General features: G+C 61.5%; 13 protein-coding genes. 3 read left to right on the top strand and 10 right to left on the bottom strand.

Annotated elements, in window-relative coordinates; translation table 11 throughout:
• Positions 1–71: 71 nt before the first annotated feature.
• The 3 genes from PI739_RS19950 to PI739_RS19960 are packed head-to-tail and all read right to left on the bottom strand — an operon-like array spanning position 72 to position 5,829.
• Positions 72–1,478, bottom strand: coding sequence for an efflux transporter outer membrane subunit (locus PI739_RS19950; RefSeq protein WP_271352178.1), 1,407 nt, complete (start codon positions 1,476–1,478; stop codon positions 72–74).
• Positions 1,478–4,624: an efflux RND transporter permease subunit gene (locus tag PI739_RS19955; RefSeq protein ID WP_271352129.1), complete on the bottom strand. Its 3,147-nt coding sequence runs from the start codon at positions 4,622–4,624 to the stop codon at positions 1,478–1,480. Before PI739_RS19955 ends, PI739_RS19950 begins: the two co-directional genes overlap by 1 nt.
• Before the next feature lie 2 nt (positions 4,625–4,626).
• The gene (locus PI739_RS19960) at positions 4,627–5,829 is read right to left on the bottom strand and encodes an efflux RND transporter periplasmic adaptor subunit (RefSeq protein WP_271352130.1); all 1,203 of its coding nucleotides are present in this window, start codon (positions 5,827–5,829) and stop codon (positions 4,627–4,629) included.
• 144 nt (positions 5,830–5,973) lie between these two features.
• On the opposite strand from PI739_RS19960, the gene baeS reads away from it, so the two are divergent.
• Complete coding sequence (baeS, locus tag PI739_RS19965) at positions 5,974–7,365, top strand: sensor histidine kinase efflux regulator BaeS (protein ID WP_058417382.1); 1,392 nt, start codon at positions 5,974–5,976, stop codon at positions 7,363–7,365.
• Positions 7,362–8,045, top strand: a complete 684-nt coding sequence (locus tag PI739_RS19970) for a response regulator (RefSeq protein ID WP_065349752.1) — start codon at positions 7,362–7,364, stop codon at positions 8,043–8,045. Before baeS ends, PI739_RS19970 begins: the two co-directional genes overlap by 4 nt.
• Positions 8,046–8,179: 134 nt before the next feature.
• Here the strand turns inward: PI739_RS19970 and PI739_RS19975 are convergent, their stop codons facing one another.
• Genes PI739_RS19975 through PI739_RS19985 form a run of 3 tightly spaced genes read right to left on the bottom strand, consistent with a single transcriptional unit; the run spans position 8,180 to position 11,255 of the window.
• Positions 8,180–9,580: an LLM class flavin-dependent oxidoreductase gene (locus PI739_RS19975; protein ID WP_271352131.1), complete on the bottom strand. Its 1,401-nt coding sequence runs from the start codon at positions 9,578–9,580 to the stop codon at positions 8,180–8,182.
• A 4-nt stretch (positions 9,581–9,584) separates the two neighbouring features.
• Positions 9,585–10,025, bottom strand: a complete 441-nt coding sequence (locus PI739_RS19980) for an acyl-CoA dehydrogenase (RefSeq protein ID WP_271352132.1) — start codon at positions 10,023–10,025, stop codon at positions 9,585–9,587.
• A 15-nt stretch (positions 10,026–10,040) separates the two neighbouring features.
• Entirely contained in the window at positions 10,041–11,255 is a 1,215-nt protein-coding gene (locus PI739_RS19985) for an SfnB family sulfur acquisition oxidoreductase (protein ID WP_271352133.1), read from the bottom strand.
• Between the two features lie 425 nt (positions 11,256–11,680).
• Here PI739_RS19985 and PI739_RS19990 point away from each other — a divergent pair, with 425 nt between their 5' ends.
• Positions 11,681–12,919, top strand: coding sequence for an acyl-CoA dehydrogenase family protein (locus PI739_RS19990; protein ID WP_054080980.1), 1,239 nt, complete (start codon positions 11,681–11,683; stop codon positions 12,917–12,919).
• Positions 12,920–12,926: 7 nt separating this feature from the next.
• Here PI739_RS19990 and PI739_RS19995 read toward each other — a convergent pair whose 3' ends face one another.
• The 4 genes from PI739_RS19995 to PI739_RS20010 are packed head-to-tail and all read right to left on the bottom strand — an operon-like array spanning position 12,927 to position 17,492.
• On the bottom strand, positions 12,927–13,913 hold the full coding sequence (locus PI739_RS19995; protein WP_187809533.1) for an ABC transporter permease: 987 nt from the start codon (positions 13,911–13,913) through the stop codon (positions 12,927–12,929).
• Positions 13,910–14,914, bottom strand: a complete 1,005-nt coding sequence (locus tag PI739_RS20000; RefSeq protein WP_271352134.1) for an ABC transporter permease — start codon at positions 14,912–14,914, stop codon at positions 13,910–13,912. The genes PI739_RS19995 and PI739_RS20000 overlap by 4 nt, the downstream gene beginning before the upstream one ends.
• Complete coding sequence (locus tag PI739_RS20005; RefSeq protein WP_271352135.1) at positions 14,901–16,472, bottom strand: sugar ABC transporter ATP-binding protein; 1,572 nt, start codon at positions 16,470–16,472, stop codon at positions 14,901–14,903. Before PI739_RS20005 ends, PI739_RS20000 begins: the two co-directional genes overlap by 14 nt.
• 15 nt (positions 16,473–16,487) lie before the next feature.
• On the bottom strand, positions 16,488–17,492 hold the full coding sequence (locus PI739_RS20010; RefSeq protein ID WP_271352136.1) for a sugar ABC transporter substrate-binding protein: 1,005 nt from the start codon (positions 17,490–17,492) through the stop codon (positions 16,488–16,490).
• Between the last annotated feature and the right edge of the window lie 107 nt (positions 17,493–17,599).

Raw genomic sequence — 17,599 nt, forward strand, 5'->3', positions numbered from 1 at the left:
AATGGCCGCACTGTGGGCAAGGGTAAAACGTTCAAGCCTGGCGATTATTCAAAGGCTAGTGGAAAAAACCATCACCGATTCCATCCGCCGCCCATGACCTTGTAGAGCGTGACGCGGTTGCTCTGCTCTGTCAGGCGCAGGGAAATCAGGTCCTGCTCGGCACTGTACAGCGAGCGTTGCGACTCGAGCGCCTCCAGATAACTCTGCGATCCGCCGCAGTATAGGGCGTCGGCCAGTTCGTAGCTTCTGCGGCTGGCATCGGTGTAGGCCTGCTGCGCGGCAAGCCGCTCATCCAGCGTGCTGCGCACCGCCAAGGCATCGGCCACTTCCTTGAATGCGGTCTGGATCGTCTGCTGATAGGTCTGAATCTGGATCTGGTTCTCGATCTTGGCCGAGTCAAGCGTGGCCCGATTGGCGCCGCCGTCGAAAATCGGCACGCTGATACTTGGCGCAAAGCTCCACGCGCCGGTTCCGGACTTGAACAGACCTGAGAGGCTGGTGCTGGAAGAGCCTGCACTGGCAGTCAGGGTGATACTGGGGAAGAACGCCGCACGCGCTGCACCGATATCGATGTTCGCGGCTTTGAGTGTGTGTTCGGCACTCAGCACGTCCGGGCGACGTTGCAGGAGGCTGGAAGGCAGGCCATCCGGCACCTGCACCAATTGCGCCACCGACTGCATGTCGGCATCGGGCAGCAGCTCCTCCGGCAGATCGCTGCCCACCAGCAGGCGCAAGGCGTTGCGGTCCTGAAGAATCTGGCTTTTATATTGCGCCACATCGCCCCTCGCCGATTCGACCGTTGTCTGCGCCTGGGCCACTTCCAGCCCGGAAGAACCGCCCAGCGCATGACTGTTTCTGGTCAGGTCGTAGCTTTTCTGCTGGCTGGCCAGCGTGTCTTCGGCAAGTTTCAGAAGCTGGTTGTCGGCGGCCAGGGTCAGCCAGCCGGTCGCCACTTCGGCGATCAGGCTGATCTGCGTACTGCGCCGTGTTTCGGTCAACGCCAGGTAATCCTCGAGCGCTTCGTCCTGAAGGTTCTGGATACGCCCGAACACATCCAGTTCATAGCTGCTCAAGCCCAGCTGCGCGCTGTACTCATGGCTGATCGACGACTTGCCGGTCATCGAGGTCGATGACGGCGTGCGTGTATGCGTGCCGCTGCCACTGGCATCAATGGTCGGCAGGCTCGCCGCCCGTTCGATGCGATATTGCGCCTGCGCTTTCTCGACATTGAGGCTGGCCAGGCGCAGGTCGCGGTTATTCACCAGCGCCAGGTTCTGCAGGCGCACCAGGCGGTTATCGATGAAAAAATTCTGCCATTCGATATCCGTGGGCACGCTGCCCGACGCAGCCGGTTGGGCAGCCGTCGCTGGCAGCCATTGGCTTGAAACCGGCGCTTCAGGGCGCTGGTAATCCGGGGCCAGGTTGACGCAGCCCGCAAGCAGCGCCGTGACAGCCAGCGAAGGCCAGAAAAGACGCATCATGCTTCACCTGTAGATGTGGGTTGAGCCGCAGGAGCAGTGCCTGACGAACGACTGAAGCGGCGACGCACTTCCACGAAGAACAGCGGCACCAGGAAAATCCCCAGCACGGTGGCGCTGAACATGCCGCCCAGTACGCCCGTGCCGATCGCATTACGCCCGGCCGAGCCTGCACCGCTGCTGAGGGCCAGCGGCAGCACACCGAACATGAACGCCAGCGAAGTCATCAGAATCGGACGCAGTCGTTGCCGGGCGGCAAGAAGGGTCGCTTCATGCAGGCTTTTGCCCTGTTCCTGAAGATGTTTGGCGAACTCGACGATCAGAATCGCGTTTTTCGCCGCCAGGCCCACGGTGGTCAGCAAGCCCACCTGAAAGTACACGTCATTGCTCAAGCCACTGATCCGCGTCGCCAGTACCGCGCCGACCACACCCAGCGGCACCACGAGCATGACCGAGAACGGCACCGACCAGCTCTCGTACAGGGCTGCCAGGCAGAGAAACACGAACAGCACTGAAATGGCATAGAGCAGCGGCGCCTGGGAGCCGGACAGGCGCAGTTGATAGGACTGCCCGGTCCACTCGTACCCGATGCCTTCGGGAAGTTGCTTGATGATGGCCTCAACCGCATCCATCGCGGTACCCGAGCTGACACCTGGCGCAGGATCGCCCACCACCTCAAGTGACGAGCTGCCGTTGTAACGCTCCAGCAACGGCGAACCATAACTCCAGCTGCTGCTGGCGAACGACGAGAACGGGACCATTTCGTCATTGCTGTTGCGCACGAACCAATGGTCCAGATCGGCTGATTGCATACGCGAAGCAGCCTCGCCCTGCACGTAGACTTTCTTCACTCGCCCCTGATTGAGGAAGTCATTGATGTAGCTGCCGCCCAGCGCAGTGGACAGGGTCGAGTTGATATCGCTGGTGGACAGGCTCAGCGCTCCGGCCTTGCGATCGTCGATGGTCACTTTCAGCTGCGGAGTGTCGTCCAGGCCGTTGCTGCGCACGCCCAGCATGCTCGAGTCCTTTCTCGCCAGCTCGATAAACTGCTCGCGTGCCGCGACCAATGCCTCATGCCCCACCCCGCCGAGGTCCTTGAGTTGCACATCGAACCCCGAACTCTGCCCCAGGCCACGTACCGCAGGTGGCTGCATGACAAACACGCTGGCGTCACCGATGCTCGCCAGGGCCAGCGTCGCGCGCTGTGCCACCTGCGCTGCGCCCTGCTCCTTGCCGGAACGCTCGCTCCAGTCCTTGAGCTTGATGAACGCCCTGGCGGTGTTCTGACTGTTACCGCCCATCCCCAGCCCGGAAATACTGATCAACGCCTCGACCTCCGGCTGTTTGAGCATGTAAGCCTCGAACTGCCGCATCACCGCCTGTGTACGGCTGTCGGTAGCACCCACCGGCAGCTGGATCTGCGCCATCAGCGCGCCCTGGTCTTCATCCGGCAGGAACGAGGTGGGCAGACTGACGTAACCCACCGCCATGACCACCAGCACCAGCGCATACACCAGCAGGCCCCGTCCGCGATGTTCGATGACTCCGCCCACGCCTCGCTGATAGCGATCGGCGCTGCGGTCGAACGTGCGGTTGAACCAGCCGAAAAAGCCACCGCGCTGTGCGTGCAGTTGCGCATCCGAGGCTTTGAGCATCGTTGCGCACAACGCTGGCGTCAGGGTCATTGCAACCAGTACCGAGAGCAGCATGGCCGAAACGATGGTCACCGAAAACTGCCGGTAGATAATCCCGGTGGAACCGCTGAAAAAGGCCATCGGAATGAACACGGCGCTCAGCACCAGCGCGATACCGATCAGCGCGCTGGTAATTTCATCCATGGATTTGCGGGTCGCCTCCAGCGGGCTCAGGTGTTCTTCGCCCATCACCCGCTCGACGTTTTCCACCACCACAATGGCATCGTCTACCAGCAGGCCGATGGCCAGGACCATCGCAAACATGGTCAGGGTATTGATCGAATAGCCGAACAGCGCAAGCACGCCGAACGTACCCAACAGCACCACCGGCACGGTAATCGCCGGAATCAGCGTGGCGCGCAGGTTCTGCATGAACAGAAACATGATCAGCACCACCAGCACGATCGCCTCACCCAGCGACTTCACCACCTCCTTGATCGACAGGCTCACGAATGGCGTGGTGTCATAGGCAATGACTGTTTTCAGTTGCATCTGCGCGGGGTAGAACGGTTCGAGTTCCTTGAGTTTGGCCTTGATCGCTTCACCAACGCTCAGCGCGTTTGCGCCTGACGCCAGCTGAATACCCATTGCCGCCGCAGGCCTGCCATTGAGCGCCGAGTTGATGTCATAGCTCTCGCTGCCCAACTCCACTCGCGCCACATCGCGCAAGAGCACGACAGCGCCGTCACTGGAAGATTTGACGACCACGTTCTCGAACTGCTCGGGCGTCTGCAGCTTGCTGCGGGCACTGATGGTCGCATTCAACTGCTGACCTTCCACCGCCGGCAAGGCCCCCAACTGGCCTGCCGAGACCTCCGTGTTTTGCGCCTCCAGGGCCGAGCTGATGTCGGAGGGCATCAGTGAGTACTTTTCCATCTTCGCCGGGTCCAGCCAGATCCGCATCGCGTACCCCGACCCCAGGGTCTGCACGTCGCCGACGCCATCCACACGGCTCAGTTGATCGAGCAGCGTGCTGGAAATGTAATCACCGATCTGCGTGCCGGTGACGCTTTCGTTATCGGAGGCCAGGGCGACCAGCATCAGGAAGTCGGAACTGCCCTTGGTCACCGCCAAGCCTTCGCTCTGCACGCTTTGCGGCAGGCGCGATTCAGCCTGCTGCAGCTTGTTCTGCACCTGCATCTGCGCCACATCAGGGTCGGTGCCGGCGGCGAAGGTCAGGCTGATGCTCGCACTGCCCGCAGAGCTGCTGGAGGCGGACATATAAGTCAGCCGGTCCAGCCCCTTCATCTGCTGCTCGATGACCTGTGTGACAGAGTCTTCGACGGTCTTGGCCGATGCACCAGTGTAAGTGGCGGAAATCTTTACCGTCGGCGGCGCGATATTGGGGTATTGCTCAAGTGGCAGCTGGCTGATGGACAGCCCACCGGCAAACATGATGCAGATGGCAATGACCCAGGCGAAGATGGGCCGATCGATGAAGAAACGAGCCATATTCAGCCCTCCTTCACGGCAGCGGCAGTGGCCGCAGTACCAGACGCTGGCGAATCGGCGTTGTCAGCGCTCTGCACAGTAATTTCGGTGCCTACCGGGGTTTTCTGTCCGCCTTCGACCACGACTTGATCATTGGCCTTGAGCCCGCTGCTCACCCACCACTGGTTGCCCACCGTGCGGTCGACGCTGATCACCCGCTGCTCGATCTTGCCGTCAACCACCAGCAACACCGTGGTCTGGCCACTGGCACTGCGGGTGACGGCCTTCTGCGGAATCAGGATCGCATTCTGATCCTGCGCCTGCTCCAGCACCGCCACCACGTACATGCCGGGCAGCAACAGCCGCTCCGGATTGGCAAAGCTGGCACGCAGCGTCACCGTGCCGGTGCCCTCATTGACGCTGACCCCGCTGAATTGCAGGCGGCCTTCCTGGCTGTAGGTGCTGCCGTCATCCAGCTTGAGGGTGATTCGGGCTTCCCCGTCGCTGTTGGTTTGCAGCTTGCCGCTGGCCAGGTCGCGCTTGAGACGCAGCAACTCGGTGGTGGACTGGGTGACGTCGACGTAAATCGGGTCCAGTTGCTGAACCGTGGTCAGCGCAGTGTCCTGCTGGGCCACCACCAATGCACCGGGGGTCACGGTCGAGGTCTCGATGCGGCCGCTGATAGGTGCGGTAATCCGTGTGTAGGCCAGATTGATGCGTGCGGTCTGCACATCGGCCTCCGCCACTTTCACCTCGGCGGCGGCAGTCAGCAGGCTGGCCTCGGCGTCTTCTTTATCCTGCTGGCTGATGGCATCGATCTTGGCCAGTTGCACATCGCGTTTGGCGGTGGCCTGTGCGGACTTGAGCGTGGCACGGGACTTGGCGAGCGTGGCCTGCGACTCTGCCAGAGCCGCCTGGTAGGTCGCGCTGTCGAGTTGGTACAACGGCTGACCAGCCTTGATTTCGGCGCCTTCGACGAACAGTCGCTGCTGCACGATGCCACTGACCTGAGGCCGTATCTCGGCAACCATGTACGCTTTGGTGCGCCCCGCCAGCTCGGTGGTCAGCGATTGGCTGCGCGGTTTGACGGTGACCACCGACACGCTCGGTTTCTCCGCAGCAGGCGGCGAATTGCCGTCTGAACAACCGCTCAGAAGACCGATAAGGGCTGCGTAGATGACAAAGGTCAAAGTCATCAGGTATTTGGCGAAAATCTTGCTCGACATGATTGCCTCAGGACGTTGTGGCGAAAGCCTGACGCCAGAGTGCGAGGCAAATGTGCAGGAAAATTGAAGATTGCCGCGTTGACTTGAAACTTGCCGTCGCGAGGGCCTAAATGGACGCCGTCTTCAGGGAAACCCCGAGCCTTCATGAAATCGAGCATCTCCACCAAACTCTTTGTCGCGGTATTGGCCAGCGTGCTGTCAGTCATCCTGATCATGGGCCTGACCGCGAACTGGAGCTTTGCCCGCGGCTTTCTGGGTTACCTCAACGAACAGGCCATGCAGCGCATGTCGCCGGTCCTGCCACGGCTGGCCGCTGCCTATGCGCGCGAAGGCAGTTGGGAATTCATGCGTGACAACAAGGATCGCTGGTTCGAAGTGATGCGCCCGGAGCCGGCGCAGGATTTCGCCATCCCCGGGCTGGCGACGCCGCCTACCTCCGACCTGACCGGCGCAGTGTTCCGGATCGCGCTGCTGGATGCGCAGAAGAACCTGGTGATGGGCTTTCCAGGGGTCCATGACGATGAGTTCATGCGCCCGGTGGAAGTCGACGGCAAAATCGTCGGCTGGATGGCGGTCACGCCCTTTCAAAGTGTCAGCGAAGCCGGTGGCGAGCGCTTTCAGCAGTACCAGTTGCGTGCCAGCCTGGCGATGGGCGTGCTGTCGCTGCTGCTGGCGGTGCTGATTGCCTGGTGGATCGCGCGCACCCTGCTTGATCCGGTCAAACGTGTGGCCGCGGCAACCCATCGCCTTGCCGCAGGTGAATACGCCAGCCGCGTGGCGGTTTCCTCGAACGACGAGGTCGGTCAACTGGCGCGCGACTTCAACCAGTTGGCGTACACCCTGGAGCGCAATGAGAAGATGCGCCGCGAATTCATGGCCGATGTGTCCCATGAGCTGCGCACCCCGCTGTCGGTCCTGCGTGGCGAACTGGAAGCCATCGAGGATGGCGTGCGCACACTGGATCAGGCGTCGATGAAGTCTTTGCAGGGCGAAGTCGGCATGCTCAGCAAGCTGGTGGATGATCTGTATGAGCTGTCCCTGGCGGATGTGGGCGCCCTGACCTACCGCAAGGTCGACTGTGATCTGGCGGAGCTGCTGACGAATATCACCGACATGTTCGAAGAGCGTTGCGCAGCCCGTCAGTTACATTTGCAGCTGGAGCTTGCTGGCGGAGCTCTACCGGTGCACGCAGACCCGGGACGCCTGCAGCAATTGATCAGCAACCTTCTGGAAAACTCGGTGCGCTACACCGATGCCGGTGGCACAGTGCACGTGCGTGCTGCCCTGCTGGGTGATGAGGTGCGCGTCGATGTGATGGATTCCGGCCCCGGCGTCGACCCGCAGCAACTGCCCAGACTGTTCGAACGTTTCTATCGCGGTGAAACTTCACGTAACCGCGCCAGCGGCGGTGCGGGTCTGGGGTTGGCGATCTGTCACAGCATCGCCCTCGCCCACGGCGGCAGCCTGAGCGCCGACCATTCGCCCACAGGCGGCCTCTGGCTGACCCTGTGCCTGCCCGGACACTTGCGCCCATGACCGCTACAAGCGTTGAAACACCGATTCTCATTGTCGAAGACGAGCCCAAGCTGGCGTCGCTGATGCGCGACTATCTGATCGCGGCCGGGTATTCGACCCACTGCCTGAGTAACGGGCTGGACGTTGTGCCCGCTGTCAGAGCGAACGCGCCACAACTGATCCTGCTCGACATCATGCTGCCTGGCCGCGATGGCATGGACATCTGCAAGGAGCTGCGCAGCTTCAGCGACGTGCCCATTGTGATGATCACCGCACGCGTCGAGGAAATCGACCGATTGCTCGGCCTGGACCTCGGTGCCGACGACTACATCTGCAAACCGTTCAGCCCCCGTGAGATGGTCGCTCGCGTCAAAGCCATCCTGCGTCGGAGCGCTTCCAGCGAGCCGCACACGCCCAAGGGTTTGCAGGTGGACGAAGCGCATTACCAAGCCTCGTTCAACGGTATCACCCTGGACCTGACCCCGGTGGAACTGCGTCTGCTGGCGACCTTCGCCCGCTCACCGGGCCGGGTCTTCTCCCGTGACCACTTGCTGGACAGGCTCTACTCGGATCACCGCGTAGTGACCGACCGCACCGTGGACAGCCACATCCGCAACCTGCGCCGCAAACTGGAGCAGGCCTGCCCGGGTCAGGACCCGATCCAGTCGCTGTACGGGGTGGGCTACAAGCTGGAGTTGTGACCGGTCCTGTGCGGAGCATGGGTACGATAGTTACAGGACGATCGTTCCTCACGCTCCAGCGTGGGAATGCCTGTCGTGACGCTCCGCGTCACAAATCTGAGCCACGCAGCCTGCGCAACGACAGTCATCACACCTCAGGCACTCTTCGTCTGCCGGTTGCTCTGCAGCGCAGCCAGGTCACGGAAGGCAGCGCCCGGATGACTTGCTTCCAGACGCGGCCCATCGCCAAACAGCTTTTCGCGCAACGTGCCTTTGGCGTATTCGGTCTTGTAGACGCCGCGCTTCTGAAGCTCAGGCACCAACAGCTCGACCGCATCGATGAAGGTTTCATGGGTCAGCGCGTACGCCAGGTTGAACCCGTCAACGTCGGTTTCTTCAACCCACTCCTGCAGCAGATCCGCCACCGTTTCCGGGCTGCCGACAAACAGCGGGCCGAAGCCACCGATTCCGACCCAATCGGCCAGTGCCTGCGGTGTCCATATCGTGTTCGGGTCTGCACTGGAAAAGGTCTCGACCGCCGACTGAATGGCATTGGTGTGAACGTGACGAAGGGGTTCGTCGGGCTTGAACTGGCTGAAGTCGATACCGGTCCAGCCGGAAATCAAGGCCATCGCGCCCTCATAACTGACCCAGCTTTTGTATTCCTCGAATTTGGCCCTGGCCTTGGCATCCGTCTCGCCGAGGATCACCGTCTGCAAATTGAAAATCAGCACCTCGGACGGGTCGCGACCGGCCTCTGCGGTGCGCCGGCGGATATCGGCCACGGTCTTTTTCAGCAGGACTTTCGAGGGCGCTGCAACGAAAACGCATTCGGCGTGCTCGGCGGCGAACTGCTTGCCGCGACTTGAAGCGCCGGCCTGATAGAGCACAGGCGTGCGTTGCGGCGACGGCTCGCACAAATGGATGCCAGGCACCTGGAAGTGTTTGCCGACATGGCGAATCTCGTGGATTTTGGTCGGATCACTGAATACGCGGCGCTCCCGGTCACGCAGAATCGCGCCGTCTTCCCAGCTGCCTTCCCAGAGTTTGTAACAAACCTCCAGATACTCCTCCGCGTAGTCGTAGCGCGCGTCATGTTCGGTCAGGGTTTTCTGGCCCAGGTTCTTCGCACCGCTTTCCAGATACGAGGTGACGATATTCCAGCCCGCACGCCCCTTGGTCAGGTGATCCAGCGTCGACAGGCGACGGGCAAACGGATAGGGATGTTCGAACGACAGCGACGCGGTCAGGCCGAAGCCCAAATGTTCGGTCACCAGCGCCATGGGCGGGATGAGCTGCAACGGGTCGTTGACCGGCACCTGAGTAGCCTGGCGAAATGCCGCCTCACCGTTGCCGCGATAGACGTCGTAAATGCCCAGCACATCGGCAATGAACAAACCATCGAACTTGCCGCGTTCGAGAATTTTCGCCAGATCAGTCCAGTATTCGAGGTCCTTGTACTGCCAGGAACGGTCACGCGGATGTGCCCAGAGGCCCGGCGATTGATGGCCGACGCAGTTCATGTCAAACGCATTAAGGCGGATTTGGCGAGGCATGCACTTACTCCTGAAGCTGTGGCGGAACCACGCCGTTGAGGCGTTGATTGCCGATAACCTGATAGTGCCAGCGCAGCGGCTCACGGCCGGCCGGGGGTGGCAATAACGGGCGCTGCCCGGTCAATTCGTACTGAATATTGCCCACCGCCTGCAGAGCCTCGGCGCTGGCAATGACCGCCTCGCTGCTGGCGATCAGGTGTTGCTCGGCCGAAGCGTCCAGATGCCCGGCGCGCTCCAGCAGCGCGGCGGCGACGTCCAGACGAATCTGCAGGTCCCCGACCTTGCTGATCACATAAGGGTCATCGACCACGCGCTGCAGACCACTGAGCGACCACGGCCGACCGTGCTCACGCAGGTAATCGAGGGTGTCTTGCAGGCCCTGGCGCGCCTGATCAAGGTCTTCGGCGGCGACCGCCAGTTGTGCGGTAATAGCGGGATGCGTCATGGGCATACTCCTTGATCAGTTCCAGGCGTGGCGTGGCGGTGCAATGCCGTTGAGCACCTGATTGCCGATCAGGTGATATTTCCAGCGCGCCGGGTCATGCAGCGTGTGGGTCCGCGCATTTCGCCAGTGGCGGTCGAGATTGAGTTTGCCGAGCACCGAGCGGGTGCCGGCCAGTTCGAACAGCTGGCTGCCGGCGAGCAAGGCAATCTGCGCCGACAGCACCTTGGCCTGGGCGACAATCACCGAGGCCTGTGCAACGCTGGCTTCACTGGGTTCGGCCAGGGCGTGGTCGATGGCCTGCCCGGCTTTGGCGAGGATCGCGTCGGTGCCGTGCAGGCGCCACTGCAAGTCGCCGATGGCGGCAATGCTGAACGGGTCCTGCCAGCCGAAATCCTGCTTGCTGTCGATCCATGGCCGCGCCAACCGGGCGTGCTTCAGGGTTTCCTCGAACGCGCCGTGAGCAATGCCGGTGTCCACCGCGGCCTGAATGATCTGCGAAATCGGCCCATTGGCCGTCGGTTCGTCGAAAGCGCGATACGCCGGGATCACCGCACTCGACGGTACGCGAACGGCCTTCAAAACAGCCCCGCCGCTGGCCGTGGTGCGCTGCCCGAAACCGTCCCAGTTATCGATGATGGTCAGGCCCGGATTGTCGCGTTCGACGAAGGCGATGAACGCCTGATTCTGCTCGTTGACGCCTGAAACCGGCACGAGGTGCGCAAACAGTGCGCCCGTGCAGTAGAACTTTTCGCCATCCAGCACCGCGTGCTCGCCCTCAAAGCGAATCCGGGTCTGAAAGGCGCCGGCGTTCTTGCTTTTCGACTCGGAGAACGCATTGCCGAAGCGGTAGCCGGCCAGCGCCTTGCCGAAGTAGTGGCGTTTCTGCTCCTCGGTGCCGGTCTGCAAGAGGATATCGAGCACGCCCAGATGGTTCTGCGGGATTTGCCCGAGTGAAGGGTCGGCGGCAGAAATAAGCTTGATCACTTCCGCGACGGTGACATAGGAAACGCCCGCACCGCCGTAGGCCTTGGGTACGGTAATGGCCCACAGTCCGCTGGCGGAAAACTCATCCAGCTCGGCGACTGGCAGACGCCGTTCGCGATCACGCGCTGAAGCTTCCTCAGCGAATCGACCGGCCAGTGCCCTGGCCACTTCGATGGCTTCGGCATCCGAACCAATGACGTGCGCGGCGAGAGGTGCGGCAGTGGGAAGAGAGGAAGGAAAACTCATGGACAGGCTCCTGCTCGTTGGCGACAGGTTGAAAACACTCAACACGCTTGACCCTGAACATTGCACAGCCCGTGCCGAAAAATAATTCATTTAAAATCAATAACTTGAACATATCAGCTCATGAATGACGGCACCCCGCAGAGCAAAATGTTCGATCGCTGTTGCTGGCCGAACAGCGGCGCACTCAGAGCACATCCAGCGCAGACACAGGTATTCCAAGGCCGACGAGCTGCCGGCATGGCTGACAACGCTGTGCGATTGGCCAGCCAGCGGTCATGCCACTGTTGGCTGATCAACAAGAAAAACAGCGACTCATAAATAAATCATTAAAATCAGTCAGTTACATTCAGGCACAAAGCATGCAGAGAGCCTGGCGAACCTTCCACCGGCCCATGTGCCGATCTCTTCGTGCTCAGGAGTACTGCATGACTCAAACAACCGGCTCAAACCCGCTCTCGCTGGGGACCGATTACGAAACCCTGGCCAACCGATTTCGCCCGATCTTCCGTGAGATTGGCGCTGGCAGCGTCGAACGCGAAAAAGCTCGCGCCCTGCCCCATGAGCCGATTGCCTGGCTGCAGAAAGCCGGTTTCGGCGCTGTGCGTGTGCCTATCGAATATGGCGGTGCGGGTGCATCGATCAGCCAGCTGTTTCAACTGCTGATCGAGCTGGCCGAAGCCGACTCGAACATTCCGCAAGCCCTGCGCGCGCACTTCGCTTTCGTCGAAGACCGCCTGAATGCACCACCCGGCGCGGACCGTGACCAGTGGTTTGCGCGCTTTGTGGCCGGGGATCTGGTGGGTAACGGCTGGACCGAAGTCGGTGCGGTGAAAATCGGCGACGTGATTACCAAAGTCAGCCCGCAAGGCGACGGTTTCGTGCTCAACGGCACCAAGTTTTACAGCACCGGCAGCATCTTTGCCGACTGGATAGACGTCTACGCCCAGCGCTCCGATACCGGCGCCGATGTGATCGCGGTCGTCGACGCCAGGCATGCCGGCGTGCGTCACAGTGACGACTGGGACGGGTTCGGCCAGCGCACCACCGGCAGCGGCACCTCGGTCTATGACAACGTACCGCTGCCGGCCACACACGTCATACCGTTCGAGCAACGCTTCAAATACCAGACGGCGTTTTATCAATTGGTGCTGCTGGCGGTGCTGGCCGGGATTGGTCGAGCTGTCGAACGCGACATCGCTCAGGAAGTGCGCGATCGCAAACGCGTCTTCAGCCATGGCAACGCCGGGAGCGTCAGCCAGGACTCACAAGTACAGCAAGTGGTCGGTCAGATCGCCGCTCAGGTTTACGCCGCCGAGGCCGCAACGCTGCGCTCCGCCGAGCCGTTGCAGCGTGCGTACCTGGCACGCTTCGGAGATGACCCACAGCGGGAAAAAGACGCCAATATCGCCGCCGAAATCGAGACCGCCAAGGCACAGGTGATCGTTTCGGAGCTGGTGCTGCGCGCTGCCAGCGATCTGTTCAACGCACTGGGCGCTTCAGGTGTCAGCGTCAACAAGGCGCTGGATCGCCACTGGCGTAATGCGCGCACAGCGGCATCGCACAATCCGCTGATCTACAAGGCGCGCATTGTCGGTGACTGGCGCATCAACGGCACCGAGCCGCCGTTTGTCTGGCAGATCGGCAGCGGTAAAGGTAACGCTTGAGGGGCACTTACGCCGCGTTACGCAGCAGGTGGCGACTGGTAAAACTGAACGCCAGCACCAGAAAGATCAGCGCCCCGGTCGCAACCTGCTGCCAATAGAAGTTCCAGCCGATCAGCAACAGGCCATTGGCGATCACGTTGATGAACAGCACGCCCAAAAGTGTGCCCGGAATATTCGGACGCCCTTGACGGCTGAGCGTCGTACCGATGAACACGGCACCGATGGCATTGATCAGGTAAGCGTTGCCTGACATCGGCACGTAGGCGTTGACCGTCGAGCTGAGCAGGATACCCGCCACTGCGCAGGCCAGCGCGCTGGCGAAAAACACCTGCACGGCAATGCGTCGCGTGGGCAGGCCCGAGTAATACGCCAGTTGCGGCTGCGTGCCCAGCGCAAGGATTTCCCGCCCCAGACGCCCGCGTGCCAGGACCAGCCCGTAAAGTCCTGCCAGCAACCCGACCACCAGCAGCGGCAATGGCACGCCGAGGATCAGCACAGCGCTGATCCCCGGTAACACGCCCTGAGCGATATAGATCGGCTGGCCACCGTCGGATAACAACTGCTGCACGCTGGTGCCGATAAACAGCGTACCCAGCGTCGCCAGAAACGGCGAAATACGCAGCCCGGCGATCAGCATCGCGTTGAACACCCCGGCCATGCCACCTGCCAGCATAGCGACCGCAATGGCCGCCCCCAGACCATGACCGCCATTCAGCGTGACCACAAAACCGAGGCTGGCAAAGTCCAGCGCCGTTCCCACCGACAGATCGATACCGCCAGCCGCAACAGCCCAGGTCATGCCGATTGCCACGATGGCCAGCAACACGAAGTTGTTCAGTACCAGACTCGACAGGTTGCCCCAGCTCAGAAAGCCCGGCGCATTGATCGCGAAAAACAGCAGGATGATCAGCACCAACAGCGGCAGGACCGCTGGCAACAGGCGCGGCAGAACCTTGATCAGCGTCGAAGAGTTCGTCAGGGTCAGCGTATTCATTGTTTACCCTCCCGGCGGCCGAATGCTCCGGAAAATACCACCACCAACAGAATCAACACGCCTTGCACGCCGTTGACCCAGAAGCTGGAAATGTTCAGCAATTGAAAGCCGTTGATCAAAAAGCCCAGCAGCAGCGTCGCCAACAGCGTGCCGGGAATGTTGGCGGTCAGACGCCGCGAGAACACCACGCCGAGAAAGGCAATGGCCACCACTGACAGCAACATGTCACCGGAACCGGTCGTGCTGCCACTGAAAAAAGCTGCGGAGCAGAATGCAGCCAGCGCGGCGCAGCCTCCGGCAATCAGGTAACTGGCAAACACATAGCGCCGCAGATTCAACCCGGCAGCCTCGGCTGCTTGCGGGTATTCACCGATGGCGTACAGACGCAAGCCGAACGCGCTGTGCTGAATCACCAGCCACAACACCGCCGCGACGCCCAGCAGCACCCAGGCCAGCGCAGGAACACCCAGCCAGACGCCGGACGCCAGGCTGTCCAGCAATGCCGAGTCGGTCGCGAGCACAGTGTTCTGGGTCAGCACCAGTTCCAGGCCGGCAATCAGGTTCATGCTCGCCAGCGTTGCCAGTAACGGCGGCAAGCGTAAAAACACCACCGCCAGACCGTTGAACGCGCCGACCAGCAGGCCGCAGCCGAGCGTCAGGCCAATCGCTTGCCAGGCATCGAGCCCGGCATTGTTCAGGCTGCTGTAGACGGCCGCACACAGACCGAGATTGGCCGCCAGCGACAGGTCCAGGCCGCCGCTGACCACATTGGAACCACCACCGATAACCACGCAGGTCAGGCCCAGCGCGAGTATGCCGAGCGTTGCTGACTGGGCGAACACGTTGCTGATGTTGCCGAGGCTGAGGAAGTCAGGCGCACTGACAGCAAAGCCGAGCAGAATCGCCAGAAACACCAGCAACGACCCGCGCTGCGCCAGTTGCACGAGCCAGCGTTGCGCTGGATCGCCAGCCTGTGCGATTGATAGATCAAGCGCGGACATAATGGGCCTCCGGAGGGCATGATTGGCTGTCATGGTCGCTTTCACTGGCGCCCGTGGCACAGGCCAGCAACTGGTCGCTGTCGGTGCTCAATGAGTCGAATTCGCCTGCAATGCGTCCTCTGTGCAGGACCACAATGCGCTGAGTGATGCCAATCAGCTCCGGCAAGTCCGACGACAGCACCAGCACCGCTGCACCGCCCTCCGCAAGCCGGGCAATCAACCGGTAGATCTCCACCTTGGCGCCGATGTCGACACCCACGCTGGGCTCGTCCAGCAGGTATAACGTCGAATGGCGGCTCAGCCATTTGCCCAGCGCAACCTTTTGCTGGTTGCCACCGCTGAGCGCGTGCACCGGCGCATCATGACCTGAGGTCTTGATTGCCAGTTCATCAATCAGGTGTTGGCTTTCCCCGGCTTGCGCCGCAGCGTCGAGCAATCCCCAGCGGCTGAAGCGCCCCAGGCTGGCCAGCGTGATGTTCTCCAGCACCGAAAGCGCCGGTGCCACGCCATGCGTGCGGCGCTCCTCGGGGACCAGCGCGATGCCATGGCGTACCGCGTCACGTGGTGATTTCAGCTGCAACGGCTGACCGTTCAACAACAGTTCGCCGCGATCCGGCTTGAGCAGCCCGAACAGGCTTTTGAGCAGCTCCTTGGCACCCGAGCCGACCAGCCCGGTCAGGCCCAGCACTTCGCCACGCCGCACGCTCAGGTCAACGCCGTCGTAGAAGCACCCTGCCCCCAGCCCGCGCAGTTGAAGCACGGGCGTGCCGGGTAATGTCCGGGCACGAAAATATTGCTCGCCGACCTCCCGATTGACCATCAGCCGGGCGATCTGCGCGGTGCTGGTGAGTGCCGGATCGACCACCGCCACATCGCGTCCGTTACGCAGCACGGTGACCTGATCACACAGCGATTCGATCTCCTGCAAATAGTGGGAAATGTAGACAATGGTCAGCCCTTCATCGCGCAGGCGGCGGACAATGCCCAGCAAGCGGTCCACCTCCTGCTTCACCAGTGACACACTCGGCTCATCGAACACCAGCACCTTCGGCCTGGCCAGCAACGCACGAGTGATCTGCAGTATCTGCCGCTGAGCGCTGTCCAGGTCACGTACCAAAGCCCCCTCAGGCAGGCGCATGGCAAAGTAATCGTCCAGAAGCCTTGCCGCTTCGCGCTCCTGGGCGCGGCGATCAACGAAGGGGCCACGCTTGATTTCCTGCCCGAAAAACAGTGCCTCGCCGACGCTGAAGCTGCCCGGCAGCAGTCGCTCCTGATGAATGAAATGCACGCCTGCGGCTTCGACCTGACGCGGCGTGAAACTGTCGAACGGCTGGCCGTGAATACTCAAACTGCCGGCATCGGCACGATGAATACCAGCGAGGATCTTGATCAGGGTCGACTTGCCCGCCCCGTTTTCTCCCACCAGCCCGTGAATCGTTCCGGCCTCGACCTTAAGGTTTACGCCGTCCAGCGCCTGGGTTGCGCCAAAGCACTTGCTGATACCCGCCAAGTGCAAGGCCGGTGGCGCCACTTCAAGGTCTGCAATCGCTGATCCCATGATCGATCTCCCGCGTCAGTTATCGCCTCTGAGCTTTTGCACGTCAGGCAGGTTGGCGGCCGTCGTCAGCAGGGTTGGCACCTGGGTCTCCTTCGGCAGATCGTGCTGTCCGGCCAGGTAGCGGGCGACGTTCTGCACCGCAGTCTTGCCGATCAGTGCAGGCTGCTGGGCAACCACGGCGCCCACCGGCGAATCGTCGCGGCGCATCAGCTCGAGCACTTCCGGTGTGCCGTCGACGCCGTAGGTCTTGATTTCGGTTCTGCCGGCATCGATCAGTGCCTTGCTGGCGCCCAGTTGCGGGATGTCCCAAGCGGCCCAGATCGCCGAGACAGTGTCTTTGGGGTACTTGTTGAGCAACGCCGAGACTTGCGAGTAGGCGTCCTGAACCGTGTTGGGAATGACATCGCGCAACTCGGGCTCGATGATTTTCAGCTGCGGATGATCCTTGAGTGCCAACTTGAGCTGGTCATAACGAATGGCGCAGACCGGCACGCCATAAAAGCCATTGAACACCAGCACATTACCCTGGCCACCTGCGTCCTTGATCAGTTGCCCGGCCAGTGCCTTGCCCGTGGCCACGTTGTCGGACGTGGTGTTGTTGAGGCTGTATTGCGATGGCGCATCAATGGTGAACAGCGGAATCCCCGCCTTGCTGATGCGCTTGAGCCAAGGGTCGATAACACTGAGGGTGCCGAGGGTCTGGATCACTGCATCCGGCTTTTGCGTGACCACGGTCTGCAATTGATTGACCAGGTTCTTGTCATTGCGACCGGCATCGAGCGTGATGGGCGTGCCGCCCAGGCGCTTGACCTCAGCCACCTGCGCCTGGAAGGTCTTGATATCGAAGTAGTGACTGGTGCCGGTCATGCTGATCGCAATGCGTTTGCCCGCCAGCGAAGGTACGTCGCTGTCCTCGGCATACGCAGTTGCGACGAGGCTGGTGGCCAACAGGGTCATCAACAGTGTGCGCCCTATTGCATGCAGGCGGTTTGTCTTGAAGGTCGGGACGGCATCAGGCATTCGGGTGGCTCCGCTGGCTCAGGAAAACAATCCTGATCGGCAGTGCACAGGTCATGCCCAAAGCCGTGCGCTGCGCCTGGCTATGGCGCGAGGCCCGGCGGCAGGCG

Origin of the sequence: Pseudomonas cerasi (genome assembly GCF_027983475.1) — a bacterium.
GTDB classification, from domain to species: Bacteria; Pseudomonadota; Gammaproteobacteria; order Pseudomonadales; family Pseudomonadaceae; genus Aquipseudomonas; species Aquipseudomonas cerasi.

What these genes read in the sequence shown, in the direction of transcription:
- PI739_RS19950 (WP_271352178.1), bottom strand. Translation starts at nt 1,478, where the DNA reads ATGCGTCTTTTCTGGCCTTCGCTGGCTGTCACGGCGCTGCTTGCGGGC.
- PI739_RS19955 (WP_271352129.1), bottom strand. Translation starts at nt 4,624, where the DNA reads ATGGCTCGTTTCTTCATCGATCGGCCCATCTTCGCCTGGGTCATTGCC.
- PI739_RS19960 (WP_271352130.1), bottom strand. Translation starts at nt 5,829, where the DNA reads ATGTCGAGCAAGATTTTCGCCAAATACCTGATGACTTTGACCTTTGTC.
- baeS (WP_058417382.1), top strand. Translation starts at nt 5,974, where the DNA reads ATGAAATCGAGCATCTCCACCAAACTCTTTGTCGCGGTATTGGCCAGC.
- PI739_RS19970 (WP_065349752.1), top strand. Translation starts at nt 7,362, where the DNA reads ATGACCGCTACAAGCGTTGAAACACCGATTCTCATTGTCGAAGACGAG.
- PI739_RS19975 (WP_271352131.1), bottom strand. Translation starts at nt 9,580, where the DNA reads ATGCCTCGCCAAATCCGCCTTAATGCGTTTGACATGAACTGCGTCGGC.
- PI739_RS19980 (WP_271352132.1), bottom strand. Translation starts at nt 10,025, where the DNA reads ATGACGCATCCCGCTATTACCGCACAACTGGCGGTCGCCGCCGAAGAC.
- PI739_RS19985 (WP_271352133.1), bottom strand. Translation starts at nt 11,255, where the DNA reads ATGAGTTTTCCTTCCTCTCTTCCCACTGCCGCACCTCTCGCCGCGCAC.
- PI739_RS19990 (WP_054080980.1), top strand. Translation starts at nt 11,681, where the DNA reads ATGACTCAAACAACCGGCTCAAACCCGCTCTCGCTGGGGACCGATTAC.
- PI739_RS19995 (WP_187809533.1), bottom strand. Translation starts at nt 13,913, where the DNA reads ATGAATACGCTGACCCTGACGAACTCTTCGACGCTGATCAAGGTTCTG.
- PI739_RS20000 (WP_271352134.1), bottom strand. Translation starts at nt 14,914, where the DNA reads ATGTCCGCGCTTGATCTATCAATCGCACAGGCTGGCGATCCAGCGCAA.
- PI739_RS20005 (WP_271352135.1), bottom strand. Translation starts at nt 16,472, where the DNA reads ATGGGATCAGCGATTGCAGACCTTGAAGTGGCGCCACCGGCCTTGCAC.
- PI739_RS20010 (WP_271352136.1), bottom strand. Translation starts at nt 17,492, where the DNA reads ATGCCTGATGCCGTCCCGACCTTCAAGACAAACCGCCTGCATGCAATA.